Annotated in this window: 19 protein-coding genes; 8 read left to right on the forward strand and 11 right to left on the reverse strand. The window is 66.0% G+C overall.

The window, feature by feature from the left end; genetic code table 11:
- The first annotated feature begins 252 nt into the window (after positions 1–252).
- Together MEBOL_RS29115 and MEBOL_RS29120 are read left to right on the forward strand one after the other, a co-directional pair.
- Complete coding sequence (locus MEBOL_RS29115) at positions 253–1464, forward strand: coiled-coil domain-containing protein (RefSeq protein WP_095980499.1); 1212 nt, start codon at positions 253–255, stop codon at positions 1462–1464.
- A gap of 403 nt (positions 1465–1867) precedes the next feature.
- The gene (locus MEBOL_RS29120) at positions 1868–2875 is read left to right on the forward strand and encodes a follicular epithelium yolk protein subunit (protein ID WP_157775620.1); all 1008 of its coding nucleotides are present in this window, start codon (positions 1868–1870) and stop codon (positions 2873–2875) included.
- A 113-nt stretch (positions 2876–2988) separates the two neighbouring features.
- Here the strand turns inward: MEBOL_RS29120 and MEBOL_RS29125 are convergent, their stop codons facing one another.
- Complete coding sequence (locus tag MEBOL_RS29125; RefSeq protein WP_245918939.1) at positions 2989–4515, reverse strand: ELWxxDGT repeat protein; 1527 nt, start codon at positions 4513–4515, stop codon at positions 2989–2991.
- A gap of 354 nt (positions 4516–4869) precedes the next feature.
- On the opposite strand from MEBOL_RS29125, the gene MEBOL_RS29135 reads away from it, so the two are divergent.
- The 3 genes from MEBOL_RS29135 (at position 4870) to MEBOL_RS42010 (ending at position 7813) form a co-directional block, all read left to right on the forward strand.
- Positions 4870–5817 (forward strand): SMP-30/gluconolactonase/LRE family protein, encoded by a 948-nt coding sequence (locus MEBOL_RS29135; RefSeq protein WP_157775626.1) that lies wholly within the window; start codon positions 4870–4872, stop codon positions 5815–5817.
- A 237-nt stretch (positions 5818–6054) separates the two neighbouring features.
- A complete protein-coding gene (ribA, locus tag MEBOL_RS43815; RefSeq protein WP_157775629.1) occupies positions 6055–7269 on the forward strand; it encodes a GTP cyclohydrolase II in 1215 nt (404 codons plus the stop codon).
- Positions 7270–7297: 28 nt separating this feature from the next.
- Positions 7298–7813: a hypothetical protein gene (locus tag MEBOL_RS42010; protein WP_170115410.1), complete on the forward strand. Its 516-nt coding sequence runs from the start codon at positions 7298–7300 to the stop codon at positions 7811–7813.
- Here the strand turns inward: MEBOL_RS42010 and MEBOL_RS29145 are convergent.
- Positions 7719–8523, reverse strand: a protein-coding gene (locus MEBOL_RS29145; protein WP_095983077.1) for an IS5 family transposase whose coding sequence is annotated in 2 segments (ribosomal slippage) — positions 7719–7811 and positions 7813–8523 — 804 coding nt in all. Because the reading frame shifts where the segments join, the coding sequence is not laid out codon by codon here. The genes MEBOL_RS42010 and MEBOL_RS29145 overlap by 95 nt on opposite strands.
- Positions 8524–9044: 521 nt before the next feature.
- On the opposite strand from MEBOL_RS29145, the gene MEBOL_RS29150 reads away from it, so the two are divergent.
- Positions 9045–11231: an ATP-binding protein gene (locus MEBOL_RS29150; RefSeq protein ID WP_245920171.1), complete on the forward strand. Its 2187-nt coding sequence runs from the start codon at positions 9045–9047 to the stop codon at positions 11229–11231.
- A complete protein-coding gene (locus MEBOL_RS29155) occupies positions 11228–11707 on the forward strand; it encodes a response regulator (protein WP_095980503.1) in 480 nt (159 codons plus the stop codon). The genes MEBOL_RS29150 and MEBOL_RS29155 overlap by 4 nt, the downstream gene beginning before the upstream one ends.
- A gap of 36 nt (positions 11708–11743) precedes the next feature.
- On the opposite strand, the gene MEBOL_RS29160 is transcribed toward MEBOL_RS29155, so the two are convergent.
- The 9 genes from MEBOL_RS29160 to MEBOL_RS29195 all read right to left on the reverse strand — a co-directional run bounded on the left by MEBOL_RS29160 (position 11744) and on the right by MEBOL_RS29195 (position 18800).
- Complete coding sequence (locus MEBOL_RS29160) at positions 11744–12142, reverse strand: VOC family protein (protein ID WP_095980504.1); 399 nt, start codon at positions 12140–12142, stop codon at positions 11744–11746.
- 402 nt (positions 12143–12544) lie between these two features.
- A complete protein-coding gene (locus MEBOL_RS42015) occupies positions 12545–12685 on the reverse strand; it encodes a hypothetical protein (protein WP_170115460.1) in 141 nt (46 codons plus the stop codon).
- A gap of 8 nt (positions 12686–12693) precedes the next feature.
- The gene (locus tag MEBOL_RS29165) at positions 12694–13944 is read right to left on the reverse strand and encodes an IS701 family transposase (RefSeq protein WP_245918803.1); all 1251 of its coding nucleotides are present in this window, start codon (positions 13942–13944) and stop codon (positions 12694–12696) included.
- A 270-nt stretch (positions 13945–14214) separates the two neighbouring features.
- Positions 14215–15090, reverse strand: a complete 876-nt coding sequence (locus MEBOL_RS29170) for an SDR family oxidoreductase (protein ID WP_095983079.1) — start codon at positions 15088–15090, stop codon at positions 14215–14217.
- A gap of 11 nt (positions 15091–15101) precedes the next feature.
- Positions 15102–15779: a TVP38/TMEM64 family protein gene (locus MEBOL_RS29175; RefSeq protein WP_245918941.1), complete on the reverse strand. Its 678-nt coding sequence runs from the start codon at positions 15777–15779 to the stop codon at positions 15102–15104.
- 26 nt (positions 15780–15805) lie between these two features.
- A complete protein-coding gene (locus tag MEBOL_RS29180) occupies positions 15806–16468 on the reverse strand; it encodes an NAD(P)H-binding protein (protein ID WP_095980506.1) in 663 nt (220 codons plus the stop codon).
- Positions 16465–17385, reverse strand: coding sequence for an SDR family NAD(P)-dependent oxidoreductase (locus MEBOL_RS29185; protein WP_095980507.1), 921 nt, complete (start codon positions 17383–17385; stop codon positions 16465–16467). The genes MEBOL_RS29180 and MEBOL_RS29185 overlap by 4 nt, the downstream gene beginning before the upstream one ends.
- The gene (locus MEBOL_RS29190) at positions 17385–17948 is read right to left on the reverse strand and encodes a TetR/AcrR family transcriptional regulator (protein ID WP_218920824.1); all 564 of its coding nucleotides are present in this window, start codon (positions 17946–17948) and stop codon (positions 17385–17387) included. The genes MEBOL_RS29185 and MEBOL_RS29190 overlap by 1 nt, the downstream gene beginning before the upstream one ends.
- Positions 17949–18368: 420 nt before the next feature.
- The gene (locus tag MEBOL_RS29195) at positions 18369–18800 is read right to left on the reverse strand and encodes a hypothetical protein (RefSeq protein WP_095980508.1); all 432 of its coding nucleotides are present in this window, start codon (positions 18798–18800) and stop codon (positions 18369–18371) included.
- Positions 18801–19104: 304 nt separating this feature from the next.
- Here MEBOL_RS29195 and MEBOL_RS43255 point away from each other — a divergent pair, with 304 nt between their 5' ends.
- On the forward strand, positions 19105–19212 hold the full coding sequence (locus MEBOL_RS43255; protein ID WP_425437563.1) for a DUF5953 family protein: 108 nt from the start codon (positions 19105–19107) through the stop codon (positions 19210–19212).
- Positions 19213–19251: the final 39 nt, after the last annotated feature.

Below are 19251 nucleotides of genomic sequence, written 5' to 3' on the forward strand. Positions count from 1 at the left end.
AGCGAAGGCGGAAGCGAAGATCGAGGGGTGTTCCCAGCACGCGCGGCGTCTTCCCCTCGGCTGTCACCAGCAGACAGCTGTGATCACCGAGGAGGGGGAGACGCACGGCCCTGGAGCCTACCCAGAGACGTGGCGCGAGTCTCTCCGCTGCCCGACAGTCGGCGAGACCGTGCGTTGTTCCCCGGACTTGGCTGACACATCTTCGCCTGGGCGCGTTGACCGCCCGCGTGTCCACACCCGGAGCCCTCTTCCATGAACCCGCGACACCTCGTGAAGCACGCCTTGCCCTGGCTGGTGCTCGCCCTGGCGATGGCCTCCATCGGATACACGTGGAAGTGGGCCCTCGCGAAGTCGTCCGAGCGCCACCGGATGCACCACGCGTTCACCACCGGCACGACGCAGTACATCTTCGGCTTGTGCCCGAGCACCTCGCTCGTGGAGGCCACGCCCGAGTGGGCGCGCACCATGAAAGGACACTGTCAGGCCCACCAGCCCACCTGGGGCCGTGTGGAGAACGGCGTCCCCCGCACGACGAACCTCGACATCGAGACGGGCTCGACGTGGGAAGCGCTCCAACTGCTCTCCCGGCTCGTGCTGGAGATCTCCCCGGGCAAGATGCTGTCCCTGGTGTCGCTGGTGGTCATCTCCCTGGCGGGCGTCCTGGGCCTTCAGCGGCGGGGCTGGCTCCATCGCCAGGGCCTGAATCCGCGCCTGCGCATCACCCGCGGTCCCGCGCTGCTCATGCTCTCCATCGTCCTGCTCGCGCTGAGCGCGTCGCTCGTGCTGCTCGACGAGCAGGAGACGCTGTCGATGTGCCAGATGACGGGCGGAACCTACGCCAACCTGCTCTCCGTCGACGCGCGCTGCTCCCAGCAGACGACGCTGCTGCGCGACACCCAGGCCTTGCTCGAGCAGAAGAAGGGCGAGCTGGATTCGCGGGCCCGGGAGTTGGACGAGCTCAAACGGGAGATCGCCTCACTGGGAGCTGTGCGGGATGCCCTGGGCAACGTCAAGACGGAGCTGCGAAGCCAGAGCGAGAGCACCCAGCAGCTCATCGTGGCCGTCACCGGCGCGACGCTCGATGGCATCACCAAGGCGTTGGATCCGCTCCATGCGGACATGAAGGGGCTGGATGCGTCGCTCAAGACGGATTTCAGGAGGGGTCTGCGCGACGAGTTGCAAGCGGACCTCCGGGACTTGGTGCGCGGCGAGCTGAGGGCCGCGCTCCAGGGCGAGGCGTTCCAGGAGATCCTCCGGCGGGAGGTGCGCGCGGTGGTGAGGGAAGACGTCCGCGCCGTGGTGCGTGGGGAGTTTCAGGAGTCGATGAAGACGGTGTGGGCGGCGAGCCACGCGTCCGACCCGAAGCCCGCGCCCAAGCGCGCGACGGCGGCCGTCTCCCTCACCGCCCAGCCGCCGGCGCCCGAGCGGAGCCGCCCCCCCTCCCTCGCTCCGCGCAAGCGCTGACTTATCCCCCTGCATCCCACCGGCCGGGTCCGTGTGTCCTCCTCGAGCCCACGCCGCCAAGCGGCTCGCATCTACCCCGACGAACCGGGTCACCCACGCTTTTCTCAAACAATGAGTCTCAGCGGACTCGATTCAGGCGGCGCTGTGTGTGACCTGTCGGACAGTCTGCCTTTCCAAGAGCGTTCCTCCGGTTCTTCATGAAAATCGGCTTGGGCCTGAAAAAACCAGTAGACCTGGAATGCGGTTTTAGTGTCTATACAGTTCTGTTGGCGCAACGAACCGCAGCATCCCTTGAGAACGACCCATTCAAAAAGGATCACGCATGCCCAGCCTCAATGACTCTCGCCACGCTCCTGCTCTCGCTTCGGCCCGTGCGTCGTCGTACGCGACGGGGGCGCTTCTCTTGAGCGTCGCGCTCGCAACGGGTTGTGGCTCGGAGCAGGCAGTCGCGGAGAGCGCGCCGACGGTGACCGAGGCGCAGTCCCCGGAGATCCTGGTGGAGCAAGCCGATCCCAGTCAGCCCGTGCAAGCCGCGAGCGATGCGGCTTTCTCTCCCAGCCTCGCTGGCAGCATCAACCTGAACTTCGTCATTGATTCGAATGGAAAGCTGACGCCGTCGTTCTCGGGGACCGAGACACACGTCATCAACAACCTCGAGATAGGGACTTTCAACCTCGGGGCGATCAAGACGTGGGTCGGGAAATACTCCGGGCGCGTGCCCGAGGATGCGTTCCTCCGGAGTCCCACGCCCTGGAACGACCTCTATACCGTCTATGGTTGGCCCGAGGTCCAGACGACCGTGGGGGCCTATTCCGTCCAGGTCCTGGGAACCACCACCCAGCCCGTCGCCCTGGTCAATCGGGACTTCGACAACAGGAACAACAGCACCCCCGCGACCTACACCACCCAGCTGTCCACGCAGGTCAACACCACCTCGACGAGCACCTGGTCGAGCTCCAACACCGTCACCGTGGGCCAGAGCGTCAAGTATGGCTTCACCATCTTCGGGTCGGGTATCGAGGCAACGACGAGCTTCAGCTACGCCCGGAACTGGGGCGAGGGCGGCAGCAAGTCGGTATCGACCACGGTGGGAACGGCGGATACCATCAGCGTGACGGTGCCCGCCTACCAGATGCGGCGTGCGACGCTGTCGGCCACCAAGGGCACGATGCGGATCCGGGTCAAGTACCGGGCCCGGTTGTCGGGCTGCAGCGCGACCAATTACGACCCGAAGCACAACGGGCATCACTTCTACTGCTACAACGTCACGAGCCTGCTGTCCAACGCGGGTCAGCCCACCACCAAGGAGATCACCGAGGACATGGAGATTGGGTATTACTCCAACGCCACCCTCAGCGTGTATGACGCGCAGGGCGTGCGGCAGTCCTCGATTCCCGTGAGCATTCAGTAGCGAGGCGCTGCTCGCTCCAACCGGCAGTCGGGAAGGGGGTACAACGCGTTCATCGCGGGTTGTACCCGTCATTCCTCGCTGACTGCCGTTACCCCCTGCTCGCCCGCTGGCCGCTACGGCGAGGCCGAGGTCGAGCACGTGGTGCGCAGGTGCGTGGCCCACACCTGGCCGCCATCAATGATGTCGGCGGTGCTGATGAAGACGCGTGGGCCCACGCGCAGGAATCCGTACGGGTAGGAGGACTCACCGCCTGGAACCAGGTCCTTGAGCAGCCGCGCGCCTGCTGGGGTGCCGTCCGTCACCCAGGGCTCGATGCCCGTGGTGTTCTCCCCGTCGGCACTGAAAAAGACGAGGTCGTCCGCCGCGGCGTAGAGCGGTGAGGTGTACTCGTCCGACCGGCTCAGCGGCCGGTGCAGCATCAACGTCCCCGCGGCCGTCCCATCGGTCACCCACAGCTGGGCGTCCCGTGGCGCTTGTCTTTCGCCGCTGATGGTCAGGGCGAAGTACAACTTCTTGCCCCCCTCCACCGCGCTGACACCGGTCACGTACGGATACGCCGAGCCCTGGTCCGCATACTCGTTCGGGAGCGTGACGACAGGGGTCTCGGAGCCCCCCGCCAGCGGAATGCGTCTCACGACGATGCGCTGCGTGGTGGGGGACGTGGTCGTCACGTACAGCGAGGAGCCCAGCGCTCCGAGCATGAGGGGCGAGAGCGTGGAGTCATACGTGTGCAGCCGCTGCGTGCCGGCCTTCGTGCCGTCGCTCTTCCACACCGCCGTCGTCCCGTCGGTCCCCTTCACGTAGAAGAAGGCCCACCCGCCCGACATGCGCGTGGAGTACACGCCCGTGCCCGCGGCGCCGACGTCCTTGAGGCGCGCCGTGCCGGCCTTCGTGCCATCTGTCCTCCACAACGCCAGGCCGTTTGCGTCCCGGGTGATGAACAGGAGCGCGCCGCCGAGCTTCAACACCTCGGAGGGGACCGGGCCGCCGAACCCCCCACCGGAGGAGGGGATTACCTCGGGCAGGGCGGCCCGCAGCCGCACAGTGCCCGGGGTCGTGCCATCCGACGTCCACAGCTCGGAGCTCGTGGTCGAGGTGTTTGGATCCTTCACCTGGCGAAAGAAGACGAGCCGCTCGCCCAGGGCGGTCATGTCCACCAGGGAGGAGCCCTCTACTCCGGGCGTCAAGTCCTTCAGGAGCCGTGTGCCGGCGGTGGTGCCATCGCTCACCCATGGCTCCTCGCCGTGGGCGGCATCCACCGCCCGGAAGAAGAGCCGGGAGGAGGAGGGCGTCAGCGATTTCAGCCCCGGAAAGGTCTTCACCGCGACCGTCCCCGCCGGTGTGCCGTCGCTTCGCCACAAGGTCAGCCCGGGGTCGTTGCCAAGCGCGACGAAGTAGAGTCGGCCCTGGAAGTTCACGAAAGAGTACGGCGCCGGAATCGAACGGGGCGGGGCGCCATCGGCAGGCGGGAGCGAGGACTTCATCCGCTGGGTGCTCGCCGCGTCCGGGGGACAGAAGGCCTCCAGCGACTCGGTCTCCTCCCAGCTCTTGGAGGTGAGTTCTCCAGAGGACACCTCCGTGTCCGCCGCCTCAAGAGGCGCTTCGCACCCCTCCAGCATCCCGCATGTCACCAGAACCACGCCCAGCCTGGCCTCCCATCCCGCCATGTTCCCCCCCCGCGTGACGCCTGGTGGACAGGTTAGGGCGCGCCAGGGCTCGTACCAAGTGGTGGCGAAACCCAGGTGCGCTTGTCCGCATGGTCCCCCTGCCAGGAGGTGCAGCCCCTCCCACCGCGCGCCACACCTCCAATGCCTGCTCATCGCCACCAATGCGGGCCTCACCCGCCACGGGCCCGACGTGTGGCGTCCGGTCGGGCGGCCCGAGTACCTGCTCAGCGGAAGTGAACACCGCGCATGTGCCCCAGCCAACCCTGGGCGCCATGCATCCTTCGCCACCGAGCAAGAGGGACTCCATCCAGCCTATGCTTTCGCGGCATGAAGAAAAGCCAACCGCTCATCACGGTGTTCGCAGTGACAGCATTGGGATTCGCCGCGTGCGATCAGGCAACGGAAGAGGAACCCTCGCGCGCTCCACCAGAAGGTACGTACATCGTCGGACCACGCGTTGAAAGCGTGGTCCGTGGCTTCGATGGACGCTACTTCGTCTCGATCCAAGAAACGAACGTGGCCTCGGCCGAAGACGGTACCATCAAGCTCATCAATGAAAATGGCGAGGTCAGCGTCTTCGCCAGCGGCATGAAAGAACCGCGCGGCCTCGACTTCACCGGTACCGAGCTCGTCGTGACCGACCTGGACCGCATCTGGGCAGTGGACAAAGACGGAAACAAGCGCGTCGTCGCTGACAGTACCCGATTTCCCGTCACGGTGAGCAACCTCAACGATCTCTCGGTCGAGCCCGGCGGCAAAACATTGCTCGTCACCGAGATGGGACCTTCGAGCCAGATGCGCCCGGCGGGAAGCACCAACACCTTGCTCCCGGTCAACAGCGCCGAGGCGCAGGCGCTGCCACGGACCGCACGGGTGTTTCGCGTCAATGTCGCCGACGGCACCGTGACCACGGTGCTCGATGCCTCGACAGACAACCGCATCTTCAACGGCGTCTTCGCGAGCAAGAGCGGCAAGATCCTCATCGCCGATTACTTCGGTGGCGATTTGACCGAGATTGCGAACAACCGGCAGCGGACGATCGCCGTGCCTCGCGGCGTCGACGGCATCGGTGAGGACGCGAGCGGAAATCTCTACCTTGGCGTGTTCGAAGAGGGCCGCGTCTACAGGATCGACGCCAACGGCGGAGACCCGACCGTGATCGTCGATGGCCTTGGCTTCCGCGGTGTGGCCGATATCTTCGTCGACGCCGACAATGGCCTGCTCTTGACGCCGAACCTTGGTGCCGGGACGTTGATTGTGCGGAAGCTCCCGTAGGTGTTTCTCCTATTGTCGGGCGTTTCCACGGAGGTGGCGAGCCCCACCCAGTCATGCCCGGACGCGGACCCGCGACCCGGGCTGGAGCTCCTGATTGGCCCTCCTGGGTCCAGGTGGCCCATGGGTGGGACAGTCTGGCCCATGCTGACCCATTCCAGTTTCTCCCGCCCATTGGATAGAAAGGCTTCAACGCGAAGACGCCCCAGTACGCCAGTGAGCGCCAGAAACATCCTTCCCATGCAAGCCAATCCCAATCCTTCTCAAGAGCGGACTCCCGCTGGACTGCTGTCGTTCTTCTCCCAGGCCCATGTTCCCACGGAGTATGGGAATGTGCAGGTCACCGTCTTCGTGGATGAGCGGGTGGTCGGGCGGGGCGCCCCATCCCACGAGCACATGGCCTTGGTCTTTGGCGACGTCCGCGAGGGGGAGGACGTCCTGGTGCGCATCCATTCGGAGTGCTGGACTGGCGAAGCCCTGCATTCGCTCAAGTGTGACTGCCGCGAGCAGCTCGACGCGGCGCTGACCACGATCGCCAAGGCACGCCGCGGGGTGGTGCTCTACCTGCGCCAGGAGGGACGCGGCATCGGACTGGGCAACAAGATCCGCGCGTACGCGCTGCAGAATCAGGGGCTCGACACCTTCGCGGCCAACCGCGCGCTGGGCTTCGCCGACGATCTGCGCGACTTCTCCATCGCCGGGGAGATGCTCGCGTACCTGGGAGTGCGCTCCGTCTCGCTGCTTACCAACAATCCGCTGAAGATCTCCGGCCTGGAGGCGAGCGGCATCCGCGTCGTGAGCCGTCGGCCCATGCCCGCGACGACCAATCCCCACAACGCCAGCTACCTCGAGACGAAGAACGCGCAGATGGGCCATGACATCCGCTCATGGCTGGACGCCCAGGTCGGGGGCCCCTCGCGCATCACCTTCACCGCCGAGCAGGTCGGCGAGCGGGTGGCGGGGCTGGCGCGGGAGATCGCGCGGGACTTCGCGGGCAAGGAACTCGTCGCCGTGGGGGTACTCAGCGGCGGCTTCATGTTCTTCGGGGACCTGCTGCGTCAGCTCCAGCTCGCCCAGGCGGAACTCGGCGTGGCGCCCATCACGTTGCACTGCGGCTTCATGGGTTTGCAGAGCTACGGAGACGGGGAGCGCTCCACGGGCGTCCTGCGGACCACGGCCGATCTGGCGTTCCCGGTCAGTGGCAAGCACGTGCTGCTCATCGAGGACATCGTGGATACGGGAATGACCCTCAGCTATCTGCGCGAGAACCTGGCGCTGCGCCAGCCCGTGGACATCAAGGTCTGCGCGCTGCTGCATCGGAGCCGGCACGCCTCCATCCAACGCCCGCTCGATTACGTCGGCTTCACCCTGGATACCGACGACTTCGTGTTTGGGTATGGAATGGATTACAAGCAGCGCTTCCGCGAGTTGCCCTTCATCGCCACGCGCGGGTAACCCCGCCGAATTCCTCACGGGAAAGCCAATGACCATCCAAAAGCAGATCTACTGCCGCAAGCCGACGCTGTCTGAAATGGAGCAGCTGTTTGCCCTGGGCGCCACGCATGTCGCCTGGGGGGTGGAGCCCTCCGCCGCACCGGAGCTGGAGCTCTCCCGCCGCATCGTCGCCCAGGCGCGCAAGGAGCGCATCGGGACCGTGGTGCTGGTGGGCGAGCCCCGGATCGACGCCCTCGAGCGGGTCGCGCTCGAGGTGGAACCGGACTTCCTGCTCGTCGCGGCGGAGCACATCGGCCAGGGCATCGACGAGCAGGATTTGCCCGGACTGGCCCGCCGGCTGGGTCCCAGGACGGCGCTGATGATGTCCGTCCCCGTGCGCGTGGCGGGCTCCCGCGTGGAGCTGGACTCCATCGCCAGGGCTCAGCGCTATCAGGAGTTCGCGGGCAGCCTCATCCTCGACACCCGCCTGGAGCCCGAGGACGGAGCGCTCTGTGGGTGTCCTCACGCTTCTCCCAGCGCACCAGCAGACGGCGAAACTTGTTGAAGCCACCCGTGGGTGCGCTCCACTACCCACCGCCGGGCCTTCTTGCCGCTCTCCAGCGGCTGGTCCGGTTCGCCACGCCGACGCAGGTGCAGGGTAAAACCGTACTGCACGGCCAGGGCACGCACCCTGTCGTAGTCGTAGCCTTTGTCCAAGCACAACCCTTGAGGGGCATGCTCTGTGGGTGAGGGGCGCTCCACGGGGAGGGACTGGAGGGTGGAGTGCATCAGCTTGTGGTCATTGACGTTGGCGCCAGCAACCCTCAGGCCCAGAGGGGCGCCGCGCCCATCGGTCAGCAGACTCTTCTTGCTGCCCTTCTTCCCCCTGTCGGTGGGGTTGGGCCCTGTCTTCTCCCCTCCCAGCGGGGCCTTCGCCATGGCCCCATCCAGGGCCAGCCATTCCAAGTCGATGCCGACCAGGGCCGCATAGGCATGGAGCCCTTGACGCCAGAATTCTCGGAACACGCCAGCCGCCAGCCACTCGCGGAAGCGCCGGTAGGCCGAGGAGGGATGGCAGATGTCCGTGGCCTTGAGCGCGTCCCACGGCAGGGCAGTGCGCAGGACCAGGAGGATGGCATCCATGGCCTGACGGTCGGGCACTCGTGGGTTATGGCACCCCAGTGGATGCGGCGGTCGCGGCGGCAACAGGGGCTGCATCTTCGCCCACAGTTCGTCCGGCAACCGCCACCCGTCATCCTGATGCACCACTCCCATGGCTCCTGGCCTCGCCTCCATGAGGTCAACCGCCAAGGTCATGTCCTTCTTCCTACTTATGCGGTCAGACGGCCATGCCGGGCTCTTTCCCTCCACGGCCGTCTCCTCAGCGTCCAAGCTCCTACCGAAAGAGGCTCTTAGCGCGTCGTGCGCGCCGACGTCCACGGTCCACGCCCGCGGACACCGGCATTCCACAGGAGGGAGATGGGCCTCCGTGCGTCTGGCCTGTGCTGAGGACAGTTCGCCCTGGCGCGGCCCATGGCACTGCGCTTCCGGGGCCGGCTGCCGTGGCTGTCGGGCCACCCGTGGCGGGCGCGTCAGGCGTTCCAGCGCGGCGTGAAACTGGCGCAAGCCCTGGGCATGCCCTACGAGGAAGCGCTGTGGGGGTGGGAGCTGCCGAGGGCTCCGAGCGCGAGGCGGCCTTCACCCGGGCCCATGAGGGCTTCAGTCGCTTGGGGTGCGTGGAGCTCTCGCGCCGGGCGGGCTAAGGGGAATACCGAAGTCCTTTTCACGTGCTCACCATGCCACACCTGCCTCCTCCGCATTCGCCCCTGGCTCGCTCGACGCTCATCAAGATGGGGGTACGCATCGCGGTGGTCATCGCGCTGTCGACGTTCTTCAGCTTCCTGCACATGCGGCACACGCTGCGGGCCGAGGCCCTGGCGCAGCTCTCCCAGTACGTGGAGCAGCGCGGCACCCAGGAGGAGTCCATCTTCCTGCTGGCCGAGGACACCCAGGCGCTGCTCGCCCGAGACATGGAGGCGCGGGTGCGCGCCGCCCCGGCTCCTGACGAGGACGCGCGCTTCCACCGCCTGTTCACGCGGCTGCCCGACGGCACCGTGCGCACCCGGCCCGCGGGCTCCGAGGGCACGCCGTGGGTGGGCGCCTTCATTCCCCCGGGCGTCGCGCTGGATGCCGGGCTGCGCCACCGCGTCCTGGTCGCGTATGACGTGCTCGCCCAGTACGGCCCCGCCTTCCGCGTCCGCTTCGTCGACACCTTCATCACCCTGCCCGAGGGGCCGATGCTCACCTACTGGCCCGAGCGCCCCAACATCAACCTGGAGGTCGACTCCAGCTTCAATCCGCTCTCCCTGGAGTACTTCCAGACAAGCCTGCCCGGCAACAACCCCACGCGGCGGCCGGTTTGGACCCGGGTCTCCAAGGAGGAGGTTGCCGCGAAGTGGATGGTCACGGTCACCACGCCCCTGGACGTGGACGGCCGTTACGTGGCGGCCCTCAGCCATGACGTCATGCTCGAGGAGCTGATCAGCCGCACCCTCAATGACCACCTGCCCAAGTCGTACAACATCCTCTTCCGCGACGACGGCGAGCTCATCGCCCATCCGCGGATGAAGGCGTCCGGCGGGCAGCTCATGCCCGAAGAGGAGCAGGAGCAGCTGCGCGAGCTCATGGAGCGCGTGAGAAACCGCCAGGGCGAGCCCGTGGTGGAGCTGCCCTCTCAAGGGGTGTGGCTCGCCGTGGCGCGGCTGCACGGCACGGACTGGAACTTCGTCACCGTGCTGCCCGAGCACGTGGTGTCCCAGCCCGCCATCCAGGCAGCGCGCATCGTGCTGCTGCTCGGCGTGCTGTCGCTGCTCCTGGAGCTGGTCATCATGTCCTGGGTGCTGCGCAAGCAGATCAGCCGGCCTCTGCTGGACTTCACCCAGGCCACCGCGCGCATCTCCTCGGGCGACTTCCAGGTGAACCTGAACACCGCGCGCGAGGACGAGCTGGGCCAGCTGGGCAAGGCCTTCGAGGCCATGGCCACCCGGCTGCGCCGCCGCGAGGAGGACCTGCGCGCGGCCAACGAGGGGCTCGAGCAGCGCGTGGAGGAGCGCACGCGCGAGCTCAAGTCGGTCCACCAGCAGCTGGTGCAGACGGCGCGGCGCACGGGCATGGCGGAGATCGCCACCAACGTGCTGCACAACGTGGGCAACGTGCTGACGAGCGTCTACACATCCTCCCAGGTCGCCAAGGAGCGCGTGCTGGGCATGCGCCTGGACCATGTGAGCCGGGTGGCCCAGATGCTCCAGGCGCGGCAGGCCAATCTCGCCGTCTTCCTCACCGAGGACGAGCGGGGCAAGCTGCTCACGCCCTTTCTCGACAAGCTCGGCCAGAACCTGCTGGACGAGCGCCAGGAGGTCATCTCCCTGTTGGAGGACGTCAGCCGCTACACCGAGCACATCGGGGAGATCGTCAAGGTGCAGCAGGACTACGCCCGCACGCCGCGCCTGTACGAGCCGGTGGTGCTCTCGGAGCTGGTGGAGGACGCGCTGCGCATCAACGCCGCGGGCCTCACGCGCCACCACGTGACGGTGGAGCGGCGGCTGGAGCCCGTGCCGCCCATCGTCACGGACAAGCACAAAATGTTGATGATCCTCGTCAACCTGGTGAGCAACGCCAAGTACGCGCTGGATCCAGTGCCCGAGGACTCGCGGCGCCTCGTCGTGCTGCTGCAGCGCTCAGCCGAGGGCTCCATCCACATCGCCCTGCGCGACAACGGCATGGGCATCGCGCCCGAGCTGCTCACGCGCATCTTCCAGTATGGCTTCACCACGCGCGAGGAGGGGCATGGCTTTGGCCTGCACTCGAGCGCTCTGGCGGCCCAGGAACTGGGCGGCGTCCTCAAGGCGGAGAGCGAGGGCCCCGGCCGGGGCGCCACCTTCACGCTGGTGATTCCCCCACCCCCTGCCCAGGCGGAGACATGAGCACGCACCCGAACCCCAGGCGCCTCCTCGTCATCGACGACTCGGAGGCCATCCACACCGACTTCCGCCGCATCCTCACCGACGAGCCGCTCAAGAGCCGGGGCGAGCTGGACCTGATGGCCGACGCGCTCTTCGGTCCCGAGGCCGCGGGCTCCAGCGTGGACAAGACGGTGGTGGAGGTGGATTCCGCCTACCAGGGCGAGGAGGGCGTGGCCCGGGTGCGCGAGGCGCTGGCCGCGGGCCGGCCCTATGCCCTGGTCTTCCTCGACTACCGGATGCCCCCGGGCTGGAACGGCGCCGAGACGCTGCGGCACCTGCGGCGGGTGGCCCCCACGCTGCCGGTGGTGCTCTGCTCGGCCTACTCGGACTACTCCTGGGCGGAGCTGCAGGCGGAGTTCGGCGAGTCCCGGCTCCTGCGCCAGCTGCGCAAGCCCTTCAACCGGCAGCAGGTGCGCGAGCTGGCCCTGGGTGACTAGCAGCAGCGTCTCCACCGGCCAGCCCGGCCGGCCGCATCAGGCCTGCGGCGCCGTCCAGACCAGGTTCCACAGGTGGCCGTCGAGGTCCTCGAAGCCCTGGTCATACATGAAGCCGTGGTCCTCGGGCGGATGCGGAGTACGGCCGCCGGCGGCGACGGCCTTGGCGATCAGACTGTCCACTTCTTCCCGGCTCTCGCAGCTCAGGCAGATGACGACCTCGTTGGCCTCCTTCGCCTGCACGACGGGCTTGTCGATGAGGGTCTTGAAGAACGCTTCGGTCGTCAGCATGGCATGAATGCTGTCATCCGCGATGACCATGAACGCCGCGTTCTCGTTGCTGACTTGTGGATTGAAGCTGAAGCCGAGGGCGGAAAAGAAGGCCTTGGATTTGTCCAGGTCCTTGACCGGCAGGTTGAAGATGATCTGCTTGTTCATGACGTCCCCATGTCGAAAGGTGAGTTGAATAACGGATCCTGCATCCGGACGACGAATGGTGACGCATGGAATCGACAAGTGCGCGAAGGAAATTTTCGCTGCGATGGCGCTCACCAGACCGCTTCGCTGTTGCGCCACGCCGGCAGTTCTCGCATCGACTCAAGGCGGCGGGCAACTTCTAGTGGAAGCGGCGGGAATCGAACCCGTGAACAAGGCGATGGAAAACCCTAAGCAGGACGCGCTGTTACCCGCTATCGCCTTGATTCTCCTGGGGTTCGTCATCCCGCCCCGTCCCACCCCGTTGGGCGCATCGCTCGGGTGGCCCCTCTGCACCCTCTCTCCCCCTCAACAGGCCCCCCATCCCTCTTATGCGCATGCGCACGATCTCCTTGCTCTTTAGTACTACAGTTGGACGTGGATATTGGGCGCTCTGCGGCGGTAGTGGCAGAGTTTGGCGACGGCCTGATGATGGCGCCGCCAGCGGCTCCATCGCAGGATGAAGTCCAGCGCGGGCCGCACCACCCAACGCGCGAGTTTCCACATCAGACGTCTCACTTCCTGAACACTGAAGCGGATAAGGACAGGCCTCGCCGCCGTCGAAACGCTCCCATGCGACTGCTTCGATGCGGCGGGCCCAGGCGTTTTGGGACTGGGTGCTCCTTCTCGGACGCGTTGGCCATGACTCGCGCGGCCGCCAGGAATGCATGTGCTACCAGGCACAACGTCATGTGGCGGTACCACCCTCGCCATTTCCTCACCTCATAGTCGTCCAGTCCCACCTCCCCCTTGGCCGACTCGAAACATTCCTCCACCGGCCAGCGCTTGCCGGCCGCTTCCACCATGGCGGCCAGCGACGTCGTGGCCGGTGCATGCACCAGATAAAAGCTCACCTCGCTCTCCTCCGACACGCTTCGACGGAAGAGAAACCACCGCGCCTGGGTCCCCTCATGCGAATTGACTCGGACTCGCGCCCAGTCATACCTGCGCGGTCCCTTGGCTCCCGCCCCCGCCGACAGCCTCGTCCATTCTCGCCTCTTCACCTCTTTCAAGACTTCTCCCGCCGTCACCTGCTCCACCCCGCGCCAGGCGTAGGTATTGGAGGCCACCGCCAGGACATACCGTTGCGACTGGCTCTCCAAAAACCGTCGCAACTCTCCATCCCGGCCATACACCTCATCTCCCACCACCCACTCGGGACGGAGTCCCGCGTCGAAGGCCCGCTGGAGCATGGCTCGCGCCAGCTCGGGTTTCGTCTGGAATCGCACCCGCCGTGGAATTCCCGCCTGACGACATCGGTCCGGGTCCTCCAGCCAGTGCTCGGGCAGGTACAGTTCGCGGTCCACCAGGCAGTGGCCCTTCTCGGTGACGTAGGCCAGGAAGACGCCTATCTGGCAATTCTCAATGCGGCCCGCCGTGCCACTGTACTGCCGGGCCACTCCCGCGGACTTGTCCCCCTTCTTCAAGAAGCCTGTCTCATCCATGGACAAGACTCCCCCCTCGCCCAGTCGCTCGCGGGCATACGTCAACACGTCATCCCGCAGCGCGTCCTCGTCCCAGTGCGCCCCGTTGAGCAGATGTTGAAAGGCGTAGGGCGTCGCCCTGCCCACCTCCTCGCTCAAGCCCCAGGAGTTCTTGCGCTCGACTCGGGCCAGCAACCCTTGCAACAGAGCCTCCGCCGAGGCTCGTGTCTCCGGACGTGCGAAGTGGGGCTCCACCCACTCCCGCACGCGGCGCCACTCCTGCTCCCATTTCTGGACGAGCACCGCTTCGTTGTTGTCCGAGACGATGGCGCTGCTGGACATGACCGCCCCCAGGTAAAGGTGACTTCTCCCATGGGTTGTAACCACGCCACCTCCGGCGTCACCTTCTCCTGCGTTTCGCTTTCTCTCCTGGCTCCCCACCAGACAAGTGGGGCCCGCTATCCCACCTCCGCAGTTGCGCGGACCCAGGGCTGCGCTATCTCAGTGGATAAGGTACGTGCGCGGGGCCCACGGAAGACGGCTCAAGGGAGGTGGTCGCAGCGACCGGGTCAACGGCACTCCTCTGTCGGCCTGGAAAGTACAACTGTAGTATTAGGCGGCAATCCCAACGGCTCCCGCGCACAACTTCTCGCTGAGCGCCCAGAGTTCGGCTGCGAGCTTCGTGTCGAGCGCTTGCTTGTTGGGGTTCACTGGCTTGCGCTTCGACACGTATTCGCCCCTGAACGACGCAGCTTCCGGCGAAGTCGCAAGCCAGATGAGCGAGTCGGCGCCTTGCTCGGGCGTGCTCGAGAACGGCTTCGCCAGGGTATAGACGAGGTTCAGCAGAAGACCCTGGTCGGACCCGAAGCCGCCGAACTGAGTCCGCACCGTGCCTGGCTCGAAGCAGTTGGCGATCGCTGTCGTCCCCTCCAGTTTCCGCTGGAGCTCCTTCGTGAAGAGCACGTTGGCGAGCTTCGACGTCGCGTACGCGCTCGGTCCCGAGCCTTCGAGAGACGTCGGCGTCTTCGCGAGGTCGAGCTTCCCACGTGCCTGCATGCCGCTCGAGGTCGAGATGACCCGTGCGCCCGGAGTCTTCCGCAGCAGGTCGAGCAGCGAGGTCGTGAGCTGGAAGTACGCGAGGTGGTTGAGCGCGAATGTGAGCTCGTAGCCGTCCGGACCCATCGTTGGTTTCTTGAAGGTCGCGCCAGCGTTGTTGACGAGGACGTCGAGCCGGTCGTGCTTCGCCTTGAACTCCTCGGCGGCGCGCCTCACGCTCGCAACTCGTGACAGGTCGCAGAGGAGGAGGTCGATGTCCTGGTTCCCGCTGGCCGCCTTCAACTCGGCGAGCACCTGCGCGGTCTTCTCCCTGTTGCGGCCGACGATCGTCAGCGTCGCTCCACGCTTCGCGAACTCGATGGCGGCGGCCTTGCCGATACCGTCTGTCGCTCCGGTAATTAGGATCACTTTGCCTACGAGGTCTTGAGTCATGACTTGCTCCATTAGCCGCGCTGAACAACGCGAAGCTCCCTTGGGGACGATGAGAGACGGCGGCGTTCGTAGGCTCTGGCGAACGCCGCGATGACGAGCGACGCGACCAGGAGCCCTGTCATGATCGGCCACGCGGCTGGTTGCATCTTTCCCGACGCGTCGAACATCTCGGCACCGAGGTAACTCACGAGGAGCAGCGGCGGCACGTAGCCAACGAGCGAGCCCCAGAAGTGAGTCCAGAAGCCCACCTTCGACACGCCGAAGAAGGAGTGCAGCACTTGCGGCATCCAGAGGATCAGCCGCAGGACCACTACGGTCTGGAAGGCGCTCCGCTCAAGCGCCTCGTCGTATTTGCGCAGCCGCGTAGGGATGCGCGCCGAGATCCAGTCCCTCGCGACGAAGCGCGCGAACGAGAAGCCGACGACGCTCGCCGACATCGTCCCGACCATCGAGAGCGCGAACGCGGTCTGCCACGGCCAGATGAGCGGCGCGGCGACGATGAAGATGCTACCGGGAACACCGAACGGCTGCAGCACTGTGTACGTGATGATGAATGCGAGGTAGCCCCACGCGCCCATCTCGACGAGCACCTGCGCCAGGGCCCTCGGCTCACCAAGGCGCGCGAAGACGCCGAAATACCAGGCGGCGGCGAGCATGATGAGCACCAGCCCGACGACACCGAGCTTCACGTTCCGTAGTGAGCGAGTCATTGTGCTCACGCGCCCACCCGGTTGATGTCGGCTGACTCGAGGATGAACCGGTCTGCGTGCCCCTGAACGACACGCAGCATCGCTCGGCCGAGAATCTCAGAAGTGGTGAAGAGGAACGGCATGAAGCGAACAAGCAACGGCGTGAGCAGGAAGAGCGGCTTCAGCAGCACGACGCCTAGCTGGTAGGCGCGTGTCTTGCTTCGGATGCCTGGGCCGGGGCGGATGAAGCCGGGGCGAACAGCGCCCGAATGCGTGAACGGCATCGACTTCAGGGTGTCTTCGACGCGACGCCTGACGCGAGCCCACATGCCCGGACCACCGGCACCGCCCGCGGAGCAGTAGCAGAACGACATCTTCGGATTGAGGCGCAGCAGCGTGCGAGCCCACGTCAACGTGAGCTCCTCGGTGACACGCGCGTAGGCGTTCTCATCGAGCCCGCTGGAGCTGATGCCGATGGCCCAGATGCACGCGTCGTAACCGACGAGCTGGTCTTCGACGGAAGCCACGTCGAAGATGTCGAGCATCACCAACTCGCGGAGCTTCGGGTGCGTTACGCCGGTCGGCGCGCGAACGACGCTGAGTACTGCTTCGACGTCAGGCGCGGCGAGCGCTTCGCGGAGCGCACCTGCGCCGACCATACCGCTCGCGCCGAGGAACACGATCTTCATCGCGTCGCTCCCTCGAAGTCGATGGTCATGCCCGAGATGCGCTCGAGTTCGGCGAAGAGCGCTCGGCCCGCGGCCGGGTCCTCGGCAAACGGTGCTGGCTTCACCTCCGCGGGGTCACCTCGCAGTTCCATGAAGCCCGTGGGCCCGAAGTAGCCGCCCGGCATCGGTGCCTCGAGCGTCGCTGCCATCAACGTCGGTTCAGCGCCTCGCGCAGCAGACTGAATCAGCGGGTAGATCGCGAAGATCGCGAGCTTCATCAGGAGGGACGTCACGCCGGCGAGGTTGGTGTTCGCGGCGCCTGGATGGCAGCAGAGCGACAGTAGCCGCTGACCGGCTCGTCGCTGCAGTTCCTTCGCGAAGAGAATGTTGGCGAGTTTGGTTTTCGCGTATGCACGAATGGGCCGGTAGTCCTTGACCGAGTCGAGGTCCGTCAGCGGGACCGGGCTTGCCTTGTGTGTTCCCGACGCCACCGTGACCACGCGCGGAGCCGTCGAGCGGAGCAGCGCCGGTAGAAGTAGAGTTGTGAGCCGATACGGTCCGAGAACGTTGGTGGCGAACTGCAGCTCATGGCCGTCGATGCTCACTTCACGCTTCGGCAAAGCCATGACGCCAGCGTTGTGAACGAGCACGTCGATCGGCTTGGCAAGAGCGAGTTGCGCGTCGGCGAACGCGCGAATCGACGCAGGGTCAGACAGGTCGAGCCGCGCAGTGCTCGCGTCGGCGTTGGGCACGAGCGCGCGCAGCCGCTCGACTGACTCCTTCGCCTTGCCATCATTGCGCGCAGCGATGACGACCTCGGCGCCCGCCCGAGCGAGCACCACGGCAGCTTCCCAGCCGATGCCGCTGTTGCCGCCGGTAATGATGGTCCGCCGACCTTTCTGCGAGGGAATCTGTGTGGGGTTCCACTTCGTGGTCATCAGCGCACCGCCTTCTTCCGTGTCTGTGGAGCGAAGCGCGCGGCGAGCACCGTTGTGCGCTGCTCGAGCACCTCGATCGATGGTTCATCTGCAAGCAGTCCGTCGAGCGCGAGGAGGAAGACCTCGGCGCTCGACTGGTCGCCGAGGATGGTGGCGACGCAATCGAGCGCGACCTTGCGATGCAGCGCTTCGCTCTCGGGATCGATTCGCTCGCACACCGCAAGGAACTCGCTCCCCATCGGCGCCCCGACCATCTCGGCCCACGGCTCGAGTGCCATCAGACGACAGACGCTGAGCAGGCGATCGTAGGGGCTGCCCGGGCCGTTCGCCGCCTCCATCGCGGCGGGGTGACGAGAGACCAACCAGTCCACGAAGACAGCTCGGTAGACGTCTTCTTTGTCCTTGAAGAGCCGATAGAGCAGCGTGCGCGAGAGGCCGGCGCGCCTGGCGATGTCCTCGAAAGCGGTCTTTGCGAAGCCGAAGTTGAGAAAGCACCACCGCGCGGCGGCTAGGACCTTTGCGCGGCGGGCAGCGGCCTCGTCATCTGTCATCGTCGCTGGCATGAAAACATTGTGACAACCAGTGCTCTGCTTGTCAAGATGCTCTCGTTTGGTCCACAAACAGGGACCGAGGCGAGGACCGCAGGATGACGAACTCGCAGATGTCCCCGCCGCCAGCGCCTGGCGGCTTTGCCCTCCCTCGAGGCGAGGCGCGCGGTCCAGATGCTCGGTGCCCAGGTCAACTCGCTGCGCCAAAACGTCGACGCCTACGCCCCTCAACAAGGGCACATGCGGAAACGAGGGCAAAGAAAAAGCCCAGCAACCCCTTGGGATTGCTGAGCTTCTGAGTGTGGAGGCGGCGGGAATCGAAGCCGCCGTTCGGAGTCTCCGGCAAGAGCGCTCCTATTCGGTTGCGCGCGGTTGCCGTAGGGAGTGCTGATGCACGGGTTGGCGTGGGTGCACTGCGAGAGTCGCAGGCTTCAGTCAGCTCCGGAGCGCATCCGCCACCAGTCGGATGACTTCGGTGGCATCGTCTACTGCCGCAAGCGCCTCGTAGAGCGCCTCGTGGAGCTGTCCAGGCGCCTCGGAGAGGGCGAACCCGAGAGCGGAAGCTGCGCGAGCCTTCGAGAAGAGCCGGAGCACCTCTGGCTTCTTCGTTTCATCGCCTTCCTCATCCAGGCGGAGGTACTCGTCATCGAGCCAGGCAGCGAGGCTCTGGATCTTCCGGAGCAGTTCGTGCTCCACCTCCCCACCATGGCGGAGGTGCTCAAGTGCGGCGACAACCTCTTCACCTTCAAGACCAACCCGAGAGGCTACAAGCGTGCAGGCAACCAGCGCGGCCTTGCGTCGGCGCGTGGGTGTCGCGTGCCTGAAGCTCTCGGCCAGGTCGGGAGAGATCGAATCCAAGCGGAACATGCTCACGGTACCTTCAACGGCGTCACGGGGACCGCTCCGGCTTCCTCGATGGCAACCGCGCAGGAGGGACAGATCGGTCGAGTCGCGCCGACCTCAAGGAGGCGCAATCCGTTCTGCTGAGTAAAGTTCACGATGTCGGCCTCCGCGTGACCAAGGCCCATACTCCGAACAGCCTCACCAGGACTCGTTAGGTACCGAGCCCAAGAGAGCCAGCGGCCCGAGACCCGAGGCTCGTCAACCTCCAGCGAGCGGCGACGCTGCCCTGGGCGGAGCGGTGCTATCAGGCCCTCGAGGTGGGTGGGTCGTGCAGCTCACGGATGCATCGCTCGATTACGACAACCCCGCGCACCTGGACGCGCTCAAACGGGCCGACGAGCGCTTCCCGGAGATCGGCGGGCGCGCAGCCCCTTGAGGCTTGAAACGGCTCGCGCTGGCCGTGCTCCACCTCGGC

It is taken from the genome of Melittangium boletus DSM 14713 (assembly GCF_002305855.1).
Lineage (GTDB): Bacteria > Myxococcota > Myxococcia > Myxococcales > Myxococcaceae > Cystobacter > Cystobacter boletus.